This window comes from Massilia horti (assembly GCF_004614195.1).
Classification (GTDB): Bacteria; Pseudomonadota; Gammaproteobacteria; order Burkholderiales; family Burkholderiaceae_D; genus Telluria; species Telluria horti.
This window is the reverse complement of the sequence record NZ_SPUM01000081.1, coordinates 77,179-93,485: the sequence shown is the minus strand read 5'-3', so window position 1 is coordinate 93,485 and position 16,307 is coordinate 77,179. Positions and strand designations below refer to the sequence as shown.

12 protein-coding genes are annotated in these 16,307 nt (G+C 62.5%); 2 read left to right on the top strand and 10 right to left on the bottom strand.

Going from position 1 to position 16,307, the window contains the following annotated elements; translation table 11 throughout:
- Positions 1 to 168: 168 nt before the first annotated feature.
- The 3 genes from E4O92_RS12675 to E4O92_RS12665 all read right to left on the bottom strand — a co-directional run bounded on the left by E4O92_RS12675 (position 169) and on the right by E4O92_RS12665 (position 5,954).
- Entirely contained in the window at positions 169 to 3,276 is a 3,108-nt protein-coding gene (locus E4O92_RS12675) for an efflux RND transporter permease subunit (RefSeq protein ID WP_135190132.1), read from the bottom strand.
- 2 nt (positions 3,277 to 3,278) lie between these two features.
- On the bottom strand, positions 3,279 to 4,445 hold the full coding sequence (locus E4O92_RS12670) for an efflux RND transporter periplasmic adaptor subunit (protein WP_135190139.1): 1,167 nt from the start codon (positions 4,443 to 4,445) through the stop codon (positions 3,279 to 3,281).
- 159 nt (positions 4,446 to 4,604) lie between these two features.
- A complete protein-coding gene (locus E4O92_RS12665) occupies positions 4,605 to 5,954 on the bottom strand; it encodes a serine hydrolase domain-containing protein (protein ID WP_229483319.1) in 1,350 nt (449 codons plus the stop codon).
- Positions 5,955 to 6,215: 261 nt separating this feature from the next.
- On the opposite strand from E4O92_RS12665, the gene E4O92_RS12660 reads away from it, so the two are divergent.
- Together E4O92_RS12660 and E4O92_RS12655 are read left to right on the top strand one after the other, a co-directional pair.
- Positions 6,216 to 6,752: a DUF2058 domain-containing protein gene (locus E4O92_RS12660; RefSeq protein WP_135190131.1), complete on the top strand. Its 537-nt coding sequence runs from the start codon at positions 6,216 to 6,218 to the stop codon at positions 6,750 to 6,752.
- 221 nt (positions 6,753 to 6,973) lie between these two features.
- A complete protein-coding gene (locus tag E4O92_RS12655; protein WP_135190130.1) occupies positions 6,974 to 7,621 on the top strand; it encodes a dihydrofolate reductase family protein in 648 nt (215 codons plus the stop codon).
- A gap of 50 nt (positions 7,622 to 7,671) precedes the next feature.
- Here E4O92_RS12655 and E4O92_RS12650 read toward each other — a convergent pair whose 3' ends face one another.
- From E4O92_RS12650 to E4O92_RS12620, 7 genes are all read right to left on the bottom strand, one after another.
- Positions 7,672 to 8,625, bottom strand: a complete 954-nt coding sequence (locus E4O92_RS12650; protein WP_135190129.1) for a PDR/VanB family oxidoreductase — start codon at positions 8,623 to 8,625, stop codon at positions 7,672 to 7,674.
- 63 nt (positions 8,626 to 8,688) lie between these two features.
- Complete coding sequence (locus tag E4O92_RS12645; protein ID WP_229483323.1) at positions 8,689 to 10,308, bottom strand: trimethylamine N-oxide permease; 1,620 nt, start codon at positions 10,306 to 10,308, stop codon at positions 8,689 to 8,691.
- Between the two features lie 114 nt (positions 10,309 to 10,422).
- The gene (locus E4O92_RS12640) at positions 10,423 to 10,755 is read right to left on the bottom strand and encodes a CBU_0592 family membrane protein (protein ID WP_229483317.1); all 333 of its coding nucleotides are present in this window, start codon (positions 10,753 to 10,755) and stop codon (positions 10,423 to 10,425) included.
- Positions 10,756 to 10,799: 44 nt separating this feature from the next.
- Complete coding sequence (locus E4O92_RS12635; protein ID WP_135190128.1) at positions 10,800 to 11,648, bottom strand: TorF family putative porin; 849 nt, start codon at positions 11,646 to 11,648, stop codon at positions 10,800 to 10,802.
- 75 nt (positions 11,649 to 11,723) lie between these two features.
- Positions 11,724 to 13,469 carry a choline dehydrogenase gene (gene betA / locus E4O92_RS12630; RefSeq protein WP_135190127.1) on the bottom strand — a complete coding sequence of 582 codons (1,746 nt, stop codon included), beginning with the start codon at positions 13,467 to 13,469 and terminating at the stop codon, positions 11,724 to 11,726.
- A 34-nt stretch (positions 13,470 to 13,503) separates the two neighbouring features.
- Positions 13,504 to 14,970, bottom strand: coding sequence for an aldehyde dehydrogenase family protein (locus E4O92_RS12625; protein ID WP_135190126.1), 1,467 nt, complete (start codon positions 14,968 to 14,970; stop codon positions 13,504 to 13,506).
- A gap of 28 nt (positions 14,971 to 14,998) precedes the next feature.
- Entirely contained in the window at positions 14,999 to 16,123 is a 1,125-nt protein-coding gene (locus tag E4O92_RS12620; protein ID WP_135190125.1) for an aromatic ring-hydroxylating oxygenase subunit alpha, read from the bottom strand.
- Positions 16,124 to 16,307 lie beyond the last annotated feature (184 nt).

The following is a 16,307-nucleotide window of genomic DNA, read 5'->3' as shown; positions in this document are numbered from 1 at the left end:
GTCGGCTACGGCGCAATGCGAAATGACGCCGGTGCGTAATCAAAAGTAGGGTGCGCACCTGTGCGCACGCGGTCACGGCTTGCTGACTTGCGGCTGCCGCTCCACTACGCGGCCTTCGCGAACCGCGTGCGCACAGGTGCGCACCCTACTTTTGATTACGCACCGGCGTCATTTCGCATTGCGCCGTAGCCGACTGGCAATGAGCACGTAAAACATCGGAATCATGAAGGTGGCGAGGAAGGTGGCCGCCACCATGCCGCCAATCACACCGCGGCCGACCGCGTTCTGGCTGGCCGCGCCGGCGCCGCGCGCGATCGCCAGCGGAAACACGCCGAGCCCGAAGGCGAGCGAGGTCATCACGATCGGGCGCAGCCGGATGTGCGCCGCCTCGAGTGCCGCATCCGTCGGAGTACGGCCCGCCGCACCCAGATCGCGGGCAAATTCGACGATGAGGATAGCGTTCTTCGACGACAGCCCGACCGTGGTCAAGAGGCCCACCTGGAAGTACACGTCGTTCGCCATGCCCGACAGCCACGCGGCGGTCAGCGAACCCAGCACGCCGATCGGCACCACCATAATCACCGACAGCGGAATCGACCAGCTTTCGTACAGCGCCGCCAGGCTCAGGAACACCACCAGGATCGACAGCGCATACAGCAGCGGCGCCTGTGCGCCCGCCGCGATCTGCTGCAGCGAGATGCCGGTCCAGTCGTAGCCCACGCCTGCGGGCAATTGTTGCGCGATCTTGGTCATGGCCGTGATCGCCTGTCCGGTACTGCGGCCGGGCGCTGCCTGTCCCTGGATTTCAAAGGACGAGACGCCGTTATAACGTTCGAGCTTGGGCGAACCGAAAGTCCACCTGCCGGTTGCGAACGACGAGAATGGCACCATCGCGCCGTTGGCGTTGCGCACAAAGTGGCTGTTCAAGTCTTCCGGGACCATGCGGTATGGCGCGTCGGCCTGGGCAAATACGCGCTTGATGCGGCCGTCCGTATCGAGAAAGAAGTTGATGAAACTTGACGCCCAGGAGATCGAAAAGCTCTGGTCGATCATGTTGGGTGACACTCCCAGCGCCTCCGCCTTTTCGCGGTCGATCTCGACCTTGAACTCCGGGCTGTCCTCGAGTCCGAACGGGCGAACCTGCGCGAGGGTCGGATCATGGCTGGCCATCTCGAGTAGCTGGTTGCGCGCCTGGAGCAAGCGCTGGTGCCCGACGCCGCTCTGGTCCTGCAGCTGGAAGTCGAAGCCCGACGCAATGCCCAGTTCGCGGATCGGTGGAGGATTGATCGGCACGATGAGCGCGTCCTGGTAGGCGGCGAAACGGTGTCCGATGCGCGCCATCAGCGCCTGCACCCGCAGGTTCGACGTGGTGCGCTGGTCGAAGGGGCGAAAGCGGATGAACACCATGCCCTGGTTCTGGCCTCGGCCGGTAAAGCTGAAGCCGTTGACCAGGAATATCGAATCGACCATCGCCTTTTCAGACGTAACCAGGTAGTGGTTGATATCCTCCAGCACCTTACCGGTGCGGTCCTGGGTGGCGCCGGGCGGCGTCTGCACCAGCACGAACATCGAGCCCTGGTCTTCGTCGGGCAGGAAGGCCGACGGCAGGCGCAGGAACAGGAAGGCGACCACGCCGATCACGGCGAGGTACACGAGCATCCAGCGCCAAAGGCGGGCAATGATGCGCCGTACCCCGTGCAGGTAACCGTCGCGCCCGCGTTCGAAGCCCCGGTTGAACCACCCGAAAAAGCCCTTGCGGTCCTGCTGTGGCACGCTGCTGGGTTTGAGGATCATGGCGCACAGCGCCGGCGTGAGCGAGAGTGCGACGAACACCGACAACAGCATGGCCGAGACGATCGTGAGCGAGAACTGCCGGTAGATGGCGCCGACTGCGCCCGGCGAAAACGCGACCGGCACGAACACCGCCGACAGCACGGTGGCCACGCCGACCAGTGCGCCACTGATCTGGCCCATGGCCTTGCGCGTCGCCTCCACCGGCGGCAGGTGCTCCTCGGTCATCAGGCGCTCGACGTTCTCCACCACCACGATCGCATCGTCCACCAGCAGCCCGATCGCCAGCACCAGCCCGAACAGCGACAGCGTGTTGATCGTAAATCCGGCCGCATTCATGATGGCGAAGGTGCCCAGCAGCACAACCGGCACCGCGATGGTGGGAATGAGCGTGGCGCGGATGTTTTGCAGGAAAAGCAGCATGACCAGGAACACCAGTGCGATACCTTCGAGCAGCGTCTTGACCACTTCCTCCATGGAAGCCCGGATGTAAGGCGCTTGATCGATCGGATACGCGACCTTCAGCCCCGGCGGGAAGTGGCGTGCCAGCGAATCGACCTTCGCGTGGACCAAATTGCTGGTGGCCAGGGCATTGGCACCTGGACTCAGTTGCACCGCGAGGCCAGCCGCCGGCTGATCGTTGAACTTGGTGAGCAGGTTGTAGTTTTCGCCACCGAGCGCGACACGTGCGACATCGCGCAGTCGGACTTGTGAGCCGCCGGGCAATACTTTGAGCAGGATGTTGCCGAACTGTGCGGGTGTGCGCAGCAGGGTGGCCTCGGTGATCGTCGCGGAAAATTGCTGTGAGCTGGTGTGGGGCGTCCCGCCGAGCTGCCCGCTCGCGACTTGCACGTTCTGGCTTTGCACCGCGTTGGTGATGTCCACTGGCGTCAGACCGAAGTTATTCAACTTGTTGGGATCGAGCCAGATGCGCATCGCGTACTGGGTGCCGAACACAGTCAGGTTGCCCACGCCGTCCACGCGGCTAAGTGGGTCCTGTACGTGCGACACGAGGTAGTTGGCGATGTCCACGGCCGCCATACTGTTGTCGGTGGAGACAAAAGCCAGCACGAGCAGGAACGAGGTGCTCGATTTGGTCACCCGGATGCCAGTTTGCTGGACCTCCGCGGGCAATTGCGGAATGGCCAGCTGCAACTTGTTCTGCACCTGCACCTGGGCGATGTCAGGATTGGCGCCAGGCGCGAAGGTGAGGGTGGTGACACCCTGGCCGAAATCGTCGCTGGTGGAAGCCATGTAGATCAAGTGATCGAGCCCGCTCATTTGCTGCTCGATGACCTGCACAACCGTGGTTTCGACCGTTTCCGCCGAGGCGCCAGGATAGTTGGTGGTGACCTGGATCGCGGGCGGCGCGATCGTCGGATACTGCTCGATCGGCATGCGCAAGATGGACAGGATCCCGGATAGACAAAGCAGGATCGCGATGACGATCGCGAAGATCGGGCGGTCAATAAAAAAGCGCGCCATCGCTAGCGCCCGTCGTCGGTATGCGGGGCCGGGTTGGCCATGGTGTCGGTCACCTGTACCGTAGCGCCGGGCTTGGCCTTCTGCATGCCAGCGACGATCACCGCCTCGCCTTCGGCCAGACCGCCCGTGACGACCCAGTCGGTGCCGTACGTTCTGCTCACTTGCACCGTGCGTAGCTGCACCTTCTTGTCCGGGCCGACCACGAGCACCGTGGCTTGACCGGACGGATTGCGCGTCACGCCGATCTGCGGGACCAGCAGGGCATCCTCGTTCACGGCCTCAGTCAGCCGCGCCCGCACGAACATTCCAGGCAACAGGACATGGCGCGGATTTTCCACGATCGCACGCACCGTGACCGATCCGGTGCCTTGGTCGACCGTGATGTCGGTAAATTGCAGCTGGCCTGCGATTGGATAGACGCTGCCGTCTTCCAGCAGCACGTCGACCTTGGGCTGGCCAGGACCGGAGAGCCTGACTTTGCCGCTGGCGACGTCCCGTCTCAAGGCCAGGGCCTGGACGCTGGACTGGGTCAGGTCCACATAGATCGGATCGATCTGCTGAATCGTCGCCATCAAGGTGGCGGCACTGGCCTGGACGTAGGCGCCCTCGGTAACCGCGGAGATGCCGACACGTCCCGTGATCGGGGCAGTGACATCGGTGTAGCCAAGGTTGATCTGAGCGGTCTCGACCATCGCCCTGGCGGACGCGACGTCGGCGACAGCCTGACCCTGGCCGGATACGCTGTTGTCGTAATCCTGCTTGCTGACGGCCTGGGCCGCGATCAGCGCGTGGTAACGTTCGGCCTGGGCTCGCTGGGCCATCAGATTGGCTTGCGCCTTCAGCACCGACGCCCGGGCGTTGTTCAGCGCTGCGCGGTAGGGAGCCGGGTCGATCTGGTACAGCCGTTGGCCGATCTTCACGTCGGAGCCTTCGATGAATTGGCGCTTGAGCACAATCCCGTCGACGCGGGCACGGACCTGGGCCACGCGGTACGGGGACGTGCGCCCCGGCAGTTCGATCACAATCGGCACGGCGGCGCGCCGCACCAGCGCCACGGTGACCTGCGGCGGCGGTGGCGGGGCCGGGGGCGGCGCACGGTTGCAACCGCCCAGCACGGCAACGAATCCTGGCCATGCCAGGGCAAGCGCGGCGAGCAGTCTCGCACGCATGAGCTTACTGGCAAGCATCCACAAATCCCGTCCTCATCTCCACGCACGTGCACGCCCCACGACGCACTGCGGTGCTCCTTAGACCTACATCTGCATTGCAGATTCAGTCTATGGTGATGCCTGATGTGGACGGATCCACAGGAGGCGTGGACGTTCCATTCAGCGTGGCACAATCGCCCCGCGATACAGCGCATCGGTGATGCGCTCCTGGAAGCGCGCCTCGGACGAGAACCGGCCTGGCTGCAGTTCCGGGTTGGCGCCGACGCCGCTGCTCACGTAGACCATGCCGTTCTTGCTCTGGCGATCGAACACGAACAGGGCGTTCAATCCCCACGACCAGCCCAGATGGCCCACTCCCGTCAGTCCGCCACCCTCGACCAACCGATCGCCGCTGGCGCGCCCGTTCCTGATTTCGCTCGCATCGGTGAAGTGCTGGTTGCCCAGGCCCCAGGCATGGTAGAGGCCGTGGAAGTAGTCGCTGTCGCCGTTGCCGTTCTTGCTGTCCAGAGACCACTGCCTGGTGAACATGCTATCGACCGTCTGGGGCTTGAGGATCTGCTTGCCGCCGTAGCGGCCCTCGTTCATCAGCATCAACATGATCTGCGCCAGCTCATTGGCCGAGATGCGCAGGCTGCCTTGTGGACCGAAGATAGTACCGTTGGTGCCGACCACGTAGCTGTCCAGCCCTCGCGGTGCAGCTGGCGCCTCATTGCTGAAATCATCCGTCTGTGCGACCCAGGGGCCGTTCGGGTCCCAGACTTCGTTACCGTCCTTTTCGCGCTTGCGGTACAGGGTGGCAACATCGTTGATGTTGGCGGGCGCGAAATCGGCCAGGTAGAAGCCGGCCTTCAGCTGCATCGGATCGAAAATCAGGTGGCGCATCAGGCGGTCAAACCGTTCGCCGCTGGCGCACTCCATCACCGTGGCGATGATGCCCCAGTTGAAATTGACGTATTCAAAATACTTGCCGGGCGCCTCGGTCTTCGACCACATGTCGCCTTTGCCGTAGAAACGTCCGCCAGGCAACAGCGCGTCCTTGAGGTTCACGTTTGCAGCCCATTTGAAGCCGGCTTCGTCGCGTAGCGATGAAGTATGCGTGAGCAACATGCGCAGCGTGATCGGCTGGTTGGGGAAATTGGGATTGCGCAGGCGGTAGCCGAGATAGTCGCTGATGTCGGCATCAAGCGACAGGCGGCCTTGCTCGACCAACTTCATCGTGCCGAGCGTGGTCACGAATTTGGAAATCGATGCAATGCGGAACATGGTATTAGCATCGACCGGCTGGGCTGGTGCGGTGGCCGTGGGCAGCCGCTTGCTGCCCAGTTGCTGGCTGTAGACGATCTCGCCATGCCGGATCGCCACCACGGACAGGCTGGCCAGCGGCATTGCGGGGTCGCTCACGATGGCTTGCAACTGGCGCGTCAGCGCGGCAGCCTGCTGTTCGGGCAACGCGGCGGATGCCGAGGTCGACAGCAGGGACAGGGCGAGCATCGTGAGCAGGGATTTCATGCGGTCTCCGGTTGAGCGTTGGCACTGGGATCTTAGGAGGGAGACATGGACTTAGCCAATGAAGAATGTTGGCTGGTCTATAAGTCTTAGGCATGCACGTCGGGCTGGCTGGCGGCGCAATCCCGCGTGATACATACTTTGAATTTTATGAGGTCCGCCCAGCGAGTTTGCCGGACTCGGCATCTCTGCTATGCTGACCAGCTTGCACCGGCCCGAACGTTACCGAGGTCGGCATATCGTCATTATCTTTAGAGCATAATCATGGTTTCCCTGCAAGAGCAACTATTAAAGGCCGGCCTGATCGACAAGAAGAAGGCCAAGGTGGCCAATCAGGAAAAAAGCAAGCAGCAGAAGATCGAGCGCCGTACCGGCGTGCAGAGCGTCGACGAATCGCGCCAGGCCGCACTCGAGGCCCAGCGCAAACAGGCCGAGCGGGCACGCGAGTTGAATGCCCAGCGCGACGCCGCCGCTGCTGAAAAGGCGGTCGCCGCCCAGATCGCCCAGATGGTCCAGCAGAACCGCCAGAGCAAGGGCAACGGCGACATCGCGTACAACTTCACTATCGGCTCCACGATCGATCGCATTTATGTATCGGACAAGGTGCGCGATCATCTGGTGGCGGGCCGTCTGGCGATCGTCGCTTATAACGGTGGTTTCGAATTGGTGCCGCGTGCGATCGCCGACAAGATCGCCGAGCGCGCCCCCGAGAGCGTGGTACGGATCAACAAGGCCAGCACCGAGGTCGACGCCGACGATCCCTACGCGGATTTCAAGATCCCGGACGACTTCACCTGGTAAGCGTCTCACGCTGGCACTTCTTCGAAATGATCGAGCTGCTGCATACGTAGCCAGCACTGCGGCGCAACACTGCTTACCGTTGCCGCTGGCGCGCAAATAGCGGTACAAGTCAGCGCGCGTGATATTCTTCTCGTAACTGAACAAGGAGGCCCGGCCATCAGGCACGGTCGGCTTGGATTGCGACACGGCAGACCCCTGGTCGCTCATAAAAGGGAGATGTGATGTCCGAACTCAAAGTACGAAGCTTTACCGTGTCGCTCGATGGCTATGGAGCAGGACCCAACCAGAGCCTGCAGAATCCCATGGGTGAGCGCGGGGGCGAGCTGCACAAGTGGTTCCGCGGCACCCGCACTTTCCAGCGCATGATGGGAGACGAATCCAAAGGTTCGGACGGTCCGGACGAAGACTTTGCCGCCCGTGGCTTCGCGAACCTTGGCGCCTGGATCCTGGGCAGGAATATGTTCGGCCCGGTCCGCGGGCAATGGCCAGACGACAGCTGGAAGGGCTGGTGGGGCGAGGAGCCCCCGTATCACGTGCCCGTGTTCGTGCTGACCCATCATCCCCGTCCTCCGCTGGAGATGAAAGGCGGCACGACCTTCTATTTTGTCACCGACGGCATCAAGTCCGCCTACGATCAAGCGATGCAGGCCGCAAACGGCAAGGATGTGCGTCTGGGAGGCGGCGTGGCGACTATTCAGGAGTATCTGCGGGCCGGCTTGGTCGACGAGATGCATCTGGCAATCTCCCCGGTATTGCTGGGATCCGGTGAATCATTGTTCGCAGGAGTGGACCTGCCAAGTCTGGGATTCCGCTGCACTGAGCACGTGCCGACCCAATTCGCAACGCACGTCGTGCTGCGGAAGGACTAAGACAGTGGCTGGCGCAGTGATCGACTGACGGCGCCAGCACCGTTAGCCACTTACAGGTCCAGCACCAAGCGCGGGCCCAGGCAGCGCGAAACGCAGAGCATAATGGTTTTCTGGGCGGCCTTTTCGTCGTCCGACAGGTAGTTGTCGCGGTGATCGGCCAGCCCGTCGATGATAGCCGTCTCGCACGTACCGCAGATTCCTTCGCGGCACATGCAGTCGACCTTGATTCCCGCCTTTTCGATCACCCGCAGCAGCGTATCGTCTGGTCCAACGTGAAGCGTCATGCCGCTCTTGCTCAGCGTGACGTCGAAAGCGCCGCCGGTTGCGTCCACCTCGTTGCGGAATTGCTCGTAATGAATGCGCGCCGAATCCCAACCGGCTGAGCGCGCCGCGGCCACGACCGCGTCGTTCAGCGGCTGCGGACCGCAGACATAGACATGGGCGTCGCCGGGCTGAGCCGCGATCAGTGTGGCAACGTCGAGCAGAGTCCCCTCATCGCTTTCGTACAGATGCAGTTGGTCCGGGCCGAGCAAGCCTGACAGCGTGTCCAGGCAGGCGGCGGCTCCCCGGTTGCGGAAGCAATAGTGCAGTTCGAAGGACGCGTTGCGGCGTGCCAGCGCCTGGATGTGTGTCATGAACGGCGTGATACCGATGCCGCCGGCGATCAGAACGTGCTTCCCTTCGCCGGGATGCAAGCCGAACAGGTTGGCGGGCAGCCCAATCTGCAGTTCATCGCCTTCGCGCAAGGTTTCATGCATCAGGCGCGAGCCTCCGCGCGACGCCTCCTCCCGCCGAACGCAGATCTGGTAGTGACCAAGGTTGCCGAGCTCACTGGTCAGTGAGTAGGCGTTGCGGATGCGGCCCCCGTCGAGGTGGACCACGACATGGCTCCCGCTTTCAAATGCAGGAAGGTCCAACCCGTCACTGCGCTTCAGGGTGAAGCGTTTGATTCCGTCGGCCAGCCGTTCAATGCGGTTGACACGCACGCGTAGCGTTTGATTCATGCCCAACTCCTAATACGAAAAACAATGCTGGTTGGGCAGGCCCTTGCCTGCCCATGCGGTTGGTCAGGTGATGACGGTGAGACGGAACGCCACCCAAACCACGAGAACGGCTGCCGCGAGCGCGATATAGGGCAGCACACCCGCCTTCGCGCACGGCAACTCCATATCGCGCTTCATCGATGCGGGGAAACGTCCTTTGTCCTGGACATAGTGGCGATAGATGAACACTGGCACGATCAGGAGCGCGGTAAGCAGGCCATTGCGCAGAGTGTGCTCGCCCTGGAAGTTGGCGCCAGCGCCGACGAACACGAGGTCGATGTAGCCGCACAGCGCACCCAGCGCGAGCAGCCAATTCTTGCACCTGTACGCACGCGGCCAGTCGGCACGATCGAGGCGATGAATCCAGCCGGACTGCAGGTTCAGGAACACGAAGATCATGTAGCAGACGTTGGACACCGACAAGATCGCCATGTAGTCCGACATCAACAACAGAATCAGGTTGAACCCCAGGTCGGTCCACATGGCGCGGGTCGGAGCGCCGTGCTCGTTCACGTGCGACAGGTAGCGCGGCAGCCAGCCGTCCACCGACGCCTGGTACAGGGTTCGGGATGAGCCCATCATCGAGGTCATCACAATCAGAAGGATGGCTAGCACGAGCATCACGACGACCACGTTGAACATCACTCGACCGCCGCCTACGAACTTGGCCATGGCCGCGCCCACGCCGGAGCCGTCGATGATTTCCGGCTTGAGCATGCCGGCCAGACCCAGCTCGCCCTGGAAGGCGATCGGCACCGCGATGAACATGAACAGGCAGAGCACGCCCGACCAAAAAATGGCCTTGAACACGTCCTTCTGCGGATCCTTGAATTCCCGCGTGTAGCACACGGCGGTTTCAAAGCCGAAGGTGGACCAGCAGGCCAGGAACATCGCCCCCATTGCGGTAGAGATGCCGGCCGCGTTCCAGCCGCCCATCACTGCGGCGCCGGATGCGTCGTGGGTGAGCGGCAGCAACGGCAGGAAATTTGTCGAGGGCATGTCGCCCGTAATCAGCGGCACGAGGGCAATGACGACCAGTGGCGTCAGCGAGGCGATGCCGAGGATACGTTGGGTGGTTGCCGCCGCGCTGGCGCCGGCATGTTGCAGCTTGAAGGTGACGAGCAGGAACAGCGTGGCCAGGATAAAGGTCGAGTTCACACGCAGGGTCAGCCCTTTGGTGACGAAGTTCAGGTCCAGCAGCGTGAGCTTCCATGTATTGATCACGGAATCGGGCGGGAACAGGCTGCTCAGCATGTAGCCGGCGGCCAGGCTCGTACCCATTGCCAACATCGGTGACCAGGCTAGCCAGTTGCACCAGACCGAGACCGGGGCCACCATCTTGCTATACCGTACCCAGCCGAGTGCGCCGTAGATCGAGGCGCCGCCTGATTTGTGGGGATAGAGCGTCGAGATTTCCGCATATACGAAGCTCTGGGCGAAGCCGATAAGAATGGCGGCGATCCAGATGATCCATGCCGGAGTACCGATGGTGGAGGATACTCCGCCGATGGTGAAGAGGACGCCTGCCGGCACCCCGCTTGTGACCCAGAAGGCATCCTTCCAGCTCAACGTGCGCTTCAGCTCGTGGTGTTCGCTCGGTTGTGACGCTTCGTGGACCTGGTCGACGGGCGCGAGCACGCCTATCGCCAATCCTTTATTCTGTGTTTGCAAGATGTCTCCTTTGTCATTGTTTGCCGTCTTTTATTTATATGGCGGTGCTGTTTCGCACCTTGGTCTGGTGATCGGGGCCCGCTCTGGTTACTTGTGGTGAAGCGCGACCTGTCGATCTGCTTTGACGCCGCCGCGTCTTGGGCTGGCCGAGTCTTCCTTTTCCTGCGCGGTGCGCTCGTTGCGCCACTTACGCCACCAGCCGGCCAGCGTCAGCACCAGCCAGAACACCTGGGTCAGGAAGGAAGCCAGGTTGAAGGCGCCGGACAGTGACACCAGGATGCAGGCGGGGCCGATGACGTTGAGGGCAACAGTCAGGCGCCCGGTGGGCGAAGCGTGCAGCACCTGCACGGCGAAGTGGGCTGCGACATAGGCGGCAACGCCGACCAGTCCGGTCGCGTCGGTAAGGCTTAGGGAAGTCATGAGTACAAATAGTTGAAACAAAAAAAATCAAAGCGATGCGAGAGTCAGAAGGTCCTTGCCACTGAGACCAGGAACGTAATTCGCAGCGGGTTCGACACGGCGAGCCGGCCCTCGGAATCGCGGGCGCCGGTGGTGTAGCGGTCGTACACGTCGGTCCGGCCCCAGCCGCGTGTGCAGGCACCTGTGAGCGTCCAGCCGCCCGCGAAGGTGCGGGACAGCGCGACGCGGGCGTCACGGAAGTTGTACGCAGCGAAGTTGCGCACCCGCTCCTGGCCGTAGTGCAACAAGAGGGATACTCCGTCGCCCAGCTCGAAGGTACCGTTCAGCTCTGCATAGCCCGAACCGCGGCTGTGCAGGTCGTTACCGATCCCAAGCGAGTTGCTGTTAAAGCCGAAGTAGTCTGGGGTGTAGGTCAACCAGTATTTCGCGCTGAGCCACTTGTATCCGAGTGAGGCCGCGATTTCGCCATAGTCGTAATTGGTATGCGATGCCTGGAGCCGGGCGCCGGGGTAGCGGTAGTAATAGATTTGACCTCCATAAGCTATGTCGCCGACGGTACCTGCATAGCCGGCATACAGGTCCCATTCAACGCTGCCGCCCTCGATGAACTTGTCGCTCACCGAGGACATCCAGGTGCCGGCCGACCAGCCGCTCGGATGCGCATAGTCGATGCCACCCTGGAGGGCCGGCTGGCCCCAGGTCTGGCGAAAACCGCGGGATACATATTGCGACGTCAGCGCTACGTTGGCTGTCAGCGAGGGTGAAGCGGCATCAGGCGAAGCGGGGCTGCCGGTGCCGTCGCCGGACTGCGCGTGCGCGCAGGTGGCGACGAGCAGCAGGGCCGGCAGGGCGCAGCATGGGCCGCGCTTGAGAGCAAAAATGATGTGCAGCATGGTGTCTCCTTTAGAGGCCATTCCCGGTTCGCGGGGCGACGCTGGATGGCCTTCTTTGTCTTAGCGGATACTCACTTAGTGCGGGACTTGTTCGCGCGCTTGCCTGGCGGCCCGGTTCGGGGCGGGTGTGGGTGCGGTGAGTGGCGACGCTGGAGCACCTGATACAGCAGCCTTGAAATAGGGCGCTGTGGAACGCCGTAGGGGCGAACGTCCGCGGATTACATCGGCCAGCTTCTCGGCCATCATGATCGTTGGCGCATTCAGGTTACCGGTGACGATCTTCGGCATGATGGAGGCGTCGACGACACGCAGGCCGTAGGTCCCGTGGACACGGCCATCGTTGTCCACCACCGCCATCGGGTCGGACGCATCGCCCATCTTGCATGTGCACGATGGGTGTAGCGCGGTCTCGGCATGCTCGCGCACGAAGGCATCGATCTCTTCATCAGTCTGGATCTGCATGCCTGGCTTGATCTCACGCCCGCGGAACTCGTCCATCGCCTGTTGGCTGATGATCTCGCGCGTGAGGCGCACGCCAGCACGGAATTCACGCCGGTCGATATCGTGCGACATGTAGTTGAACAGCAGACGTGGCTTGACCCGTGGATCACGGCTGGCCAGTTTGACGTATCCGGTACTGGGCGAGCGCATCGAGCCGACGTGGCACTGAAAGCCGTGCATCTCTACCGGATTGCTGCCGTCGTAATTCATCGCCAGCGGGATGAAATGGTATTGCAGGTTGGGCCAGGCAAATTCGTCGCTACTGCGGATAAAGCCGCCAGCCTCGAAATGGTTCGACGCCGCGATACCGGTACCGCGCAGGTACCATTCGATGCCGATGGCGGGCTTGTTCCACCACTTGAGGGCGGGGTACAGCGAAACCGGCTTGGTACATTCGTACTGCAGGTACATTTCGAGGTGATCCTGCAGGTTCTCGCCGACGCCCTTCAAATTGACGACCGGGGCGATGCCCATCTCGCGCAGCTCGTCTGCATTACCGACGCCTGAGCGCAGCAGGAGCTGGGGGGAGGCGATCGCACCGTTACTGACGATGACTTCACGCCGTGCACGTGCCTGGCGCGGCGCGTCACCCTGCAGATAGGCGACGCCGACGGCGCGCTGGCGTTCGAACACGATGCGGTCAGCCAGTGCGCGCGTCTGCACTGTAAGGTTGGGACGGGTGCGGGCCACGTCCAGGTAGGCCAGCGATGTGCTGCAGCGGCGTCCGTTCGCCGTCGTCGTACGATCCATTGGGCCGAAGCCTTCCTGGCGGTAACCGTTCAGATCGTCGGTCGCCGGGTAGCCGGCCTGCTCGCCAGCGCGGATGAAGGCGGTAAACAGCGGGTTGCAGTCCGCCGTCGGTGTTGTCACATGCAGCGGGCCGTCGCCGCCGTGGTAGTCGTTCGCGCCCTTGTCGTAGGTCTCCGCTTTACGGAAGTACGGCAAGCAATCACTGTAACTCCAGTTTTCCAGCGACTTTTCCTGCGCCCAGCCGTCGTAGTCCATCGCGTTGCCGCGGATGTAGCACATACCATTGATGAGCGACGAGCCGCCCAGCCCCTTGCCGCGGCCCTGCGTCATGCGTCGGCCATTCATGTACGGCTCCGGCTCAGTAACATACGCCCAGTTGTAGGTCGTTCCCTGCAGCGGATAGGCCAGTGCCGCCGGCATCTGCGTGCGCCAGTCCAGGCGCCAGTCCGGGCCACCTGCCTCCAGCAGCAGCACGGTCACATCCGCATCCTCGGTAAGCCGAGACGCCAGCACGCAGCCGGCCGAACCCGCGCCGACGATGATGTAGTCATATTCCTGGATCGAGTCCATTCGAATCTCCTCTATCTCGTTGATGGACTGCGCCTCAGGCGCCAAACCAACCCATGGCTTTCGGGGCGAGGTTGATGTAGCTGTGCTTGAGCTCCGTGTATTCGTCCAGCCCGATGCGCGCCAGTTCGCGGCCGATACCGCTTGCCTTGTAGCCACCCCACGGCGCTTCCGGGAAATACGGGTGGTAGTCGTTGACCCACACGGTGCCGAAACGCAGCGCGCGCGACATGCGGTTCGCTTTGTCGAGATCCCGCGTCCAGACCGCGGCGGCCAGGCCGTACGGCGTGTCGTTGGCGGCGCGCAATGCTTCCTCTTCGGAAACGAAGCGCTCGGCCGTGATGACCGGGCCGAAGATCTCCTCTTTGGCGATCCGCATATCCGGGCGCACATCCGCGAGCAACGTGGGCTCGAGCCAGAAGCCACGCGCGTAGACTTCGCCAGCCGGGCGCTTCCCGCCATAAACCAGACGCGCGCCCTCGGCGATACCGGCTTGTACCAGGCCCAGAATCTTCTCGTGCTGGTGGGCCGACTGAACGGGACCCATCTGCGTCTCGGCATGGAATCCGTTGCCGATCACGATGCGCGGCAGGCGCGCGGCCAGGCGTGCGACGAACTCGTCGTAGATGCTGTCCTCGATCATGAGGCGCGATCCGGCCGAGCAGACCTGGCCTGCGTGGAAGAACGCGGCGTTCAGGGCGTAGTCGACGGCGGCGTCGAGGTCGGCGTCGGCGAACACGATGTTCGGGTTCTTCCCGCCGAGTTCCAGGCCGATGCGCTTGAAGTTGCCCGTGGCCGCCTTCATGATGCTCTCGCCGGCGACGGCGCCGCCGGTGAACGACACCAGGTCGACGTCGCGGCTTTCCGCCAGTTCGGCGCCGACTTCCGCGCCGCCAGAGACCAGGTTGAACACGCCGGGTGGCAGGCCGAGTTCATCGATCAGGCGGGTGAAGTGCCAAGTGGTCAGCGGCGTCAGGTTGCTGGGCTTGATAATCACCGTGTTGCCAGCGCCGAGCGCGGGCGCGATCTTCCATGCGGCCTGCAGCAGCGGATAGTTCCACGGCGTGATCAGGCCACAGACGCCCACGGGCTCGCGCAGGGTGCGGCTGATGACGTGGTGCGGTGCCTCGTTGACGGCGCCGGATTCCGCCGCGACGAGGCCGGCGAAGTAGCGGAACGTGGCTGCGATATCGCCCATGTCGGTTTTGCTCTCGGTGAGCGTCTTGCCGGTGTTGAGCGATTCCAGCCGGGCCAGTTCGTCAGCGTCGCGGTCGACCAGTTCGGCGATGCGGTTGAGCAGTTTGGCGCGTTCGCGGATGGTGCTCTGGCGCCAGGGACCGTCGAACGCCGCGCGCGCGGCGGCGATAGCCAGGCGTGCATCGGCGCGGGTACCTTCAGCGGCTTGCGCAATCACTTCTTCGAGGGCGGGGTTGACGATTTCGCGAGAGGCATTCTCGAGCGGGGCCCGCCACTGGCCGTCGATGTAGAGTTGGGTCTTGATCATACTGTCATTTCTATTTGTTGATGGTGGCTTATCCGGCCAGTGCTTCCAGCACCATTTGCTGGAAGTGTTGTACGCCGTGCTCACCGATGGCCGAGGTCTTGTCGTCGCTGACCAGCAGGGGACCTTGGCCGTTGCGGTAGCCGCGCGACTTCAGGCCGCGCTGCACGGATTCGACGATGCTCAGGTCCTCGGGCTTGAGCACGTTCTTGTAGTAGTCGATCAGCTGCTTCTGTTCCTCGGTCGGGGTGGCATCGCGGAAGTAGAACTCGAAGTGCTGAACTGTTGTGTCGGCATCGACTGGGAACATGTAGAAGACGCCGTAGTTACCGTCGCCCGGCAGGACGTTCAGCGTCACGTTCGGCCACAGCCAGTAAGCAGCAAAGTCGGTGTTGGGGGCGGCGCTGTCGTAGGTGAACGCTTCGCTGCCGGAGCGGGTCTGGCCGACCTGGCTCGTATAGATGCCATGCACGACGTGGCGGTAGGTCTCCATGTTAATGGATTCGACGAGCGCCGGGTGTGCCGTCTGGCAATGCAGGCACTCCAGATAGTTGTCGACGACGACCTTCCAGTTGGCTTTCATCTCGTACGTGAGCCGATAGGCGGGCACGAGCCGGTCGACGTCGGGGCAGCGCGCGCGGATGTCAGCATCCAGGCCGGGGGCCAGCTCAGCAAGCGGCTTGGCGTCCATGTCCAAGTTGACGAAAATTAAACCGCAGAATTCCTCTACGCGCACCGGCGTCAGCCCGGCATTGTCCTTGCAGAAGCCTGGCACGTTCTCAGCGTTGCGTACGTGAATCAGTTTGCCGTCCAGGCCGAACGACCACGCGTGATAGGGGCAAGTGATGACGTTCTTCGCCTTGCCTGAGCCTTGCGCGAACAGCTCGTGCGCACGGTGGGGGCAGACGTTGTAAAAACCGCGCAGCACGCCATCGCGTCCCCGCACGACGAACACGTTTTCGCCAGCAACGCTCGCGGTGGCGTACTGGTTCGGCGCGGCGACCTGGCTGCGATGCATCACGCAGATCCAGTTGCGGGCGAAAATGGTTTTCTTTTCCTGCTCGAAGATGTCCTGCGACGTGTAGTACTGGGCGGGCAGGGTATAGCCCAATTCGCCCGGCAACGGGCAGACGGGTGCGAAAGCTTGCTGCGTCATGGTTGTCTCCTGTTAGCTGTGATTAGCTGGTGGTGAATTAATTCACTTGTATTTGTTTGAGTCGAGTGTATGAGCTTGTTTCTCATACTGTCAAGCGCAAGTTGATCGCCAACCAAACGTCGTGGAATGGTGTATCCTCCGTGGTACAAAATTCACCAACGGTTAATCAAACTCGAGAAGAACA

Coding starts and splice junctions, on each gene's coding strand:
- E4O92_RS12675 (WP_135190132.1), bottom strand. CDS start 3,276: ATGGCGCGCTTTTTTATTGACCGCCCGATCTTCGCGATCGTCATCGCG.
- E4O92_RS12670 (WP_135190139.1), bottom strand. CDS start 4,445: ATGCGTGCGAGACTGCTCGCCGCGCTTGCCCTGGCATGGCCAGGATTC.
- E4O92_RS12665 (WP_229483319.1), bottom strand. CDS start 5,954: ATGAAATCCCTGCTCACGATGCTCGCCCTGTCCCTGCTGTCGACCTCG.
- E4O92_RS12660 (WP_135190131.1), top strand. CDS start 6,216: ATGGTTTCCCTGCAAGAGCAACTATTAAAGGCCGGCCTGATCGACAAG.
- E4O92_RS12655 (WP_135190130.1), top strand. CDS start 6,974: ATGTCCGAACTCAAAGTACGAAGCTTTACCGTGTCGCTCGATGGCTAT.
- E4O92_RS12650 (WP_135190129.1), bottom strand. CDS start 8,625: ATGAATCAAACGCTACGCGTGCGTGTCAACCGCATTGAACGGCTGGCC.
- E4O92_RS12640 (WP_229483317.1), bottom strand. CDS start 10,755: ATGACTTCCCTAAGCCTTACCGACGCGACCGGACTGGTCGGCGTTGCC.
- E4O92_RS12635 (WP_135190128.1), bottom strand. CDS start 11,648: ATGCTGCACATCATTTTTGCTCTCAAGCGCGGCCCATGCTGCGCCCTG.
- betA (WP_135190127.1), bottom strand. CDS start 13,469: ATGGACTCGATCCAGGAATATGACTACATCATCGTCGGCGCGGGTTCG.
- E4O92_RS12625 (WP_135190126.1), bottom strand. CDS start 14,970: ATGATCAAGACCCAACTCTACATCGACGGCCAGTGGCGGGCCCCGCTC.
- E4O92_RS12620 (WP_135190125.1), bottom strand. CDS start 16,123: ATGACGCAGCAAGCTTTCGCACCCGTCTGCCCGTTGCCGGGCGAATTG.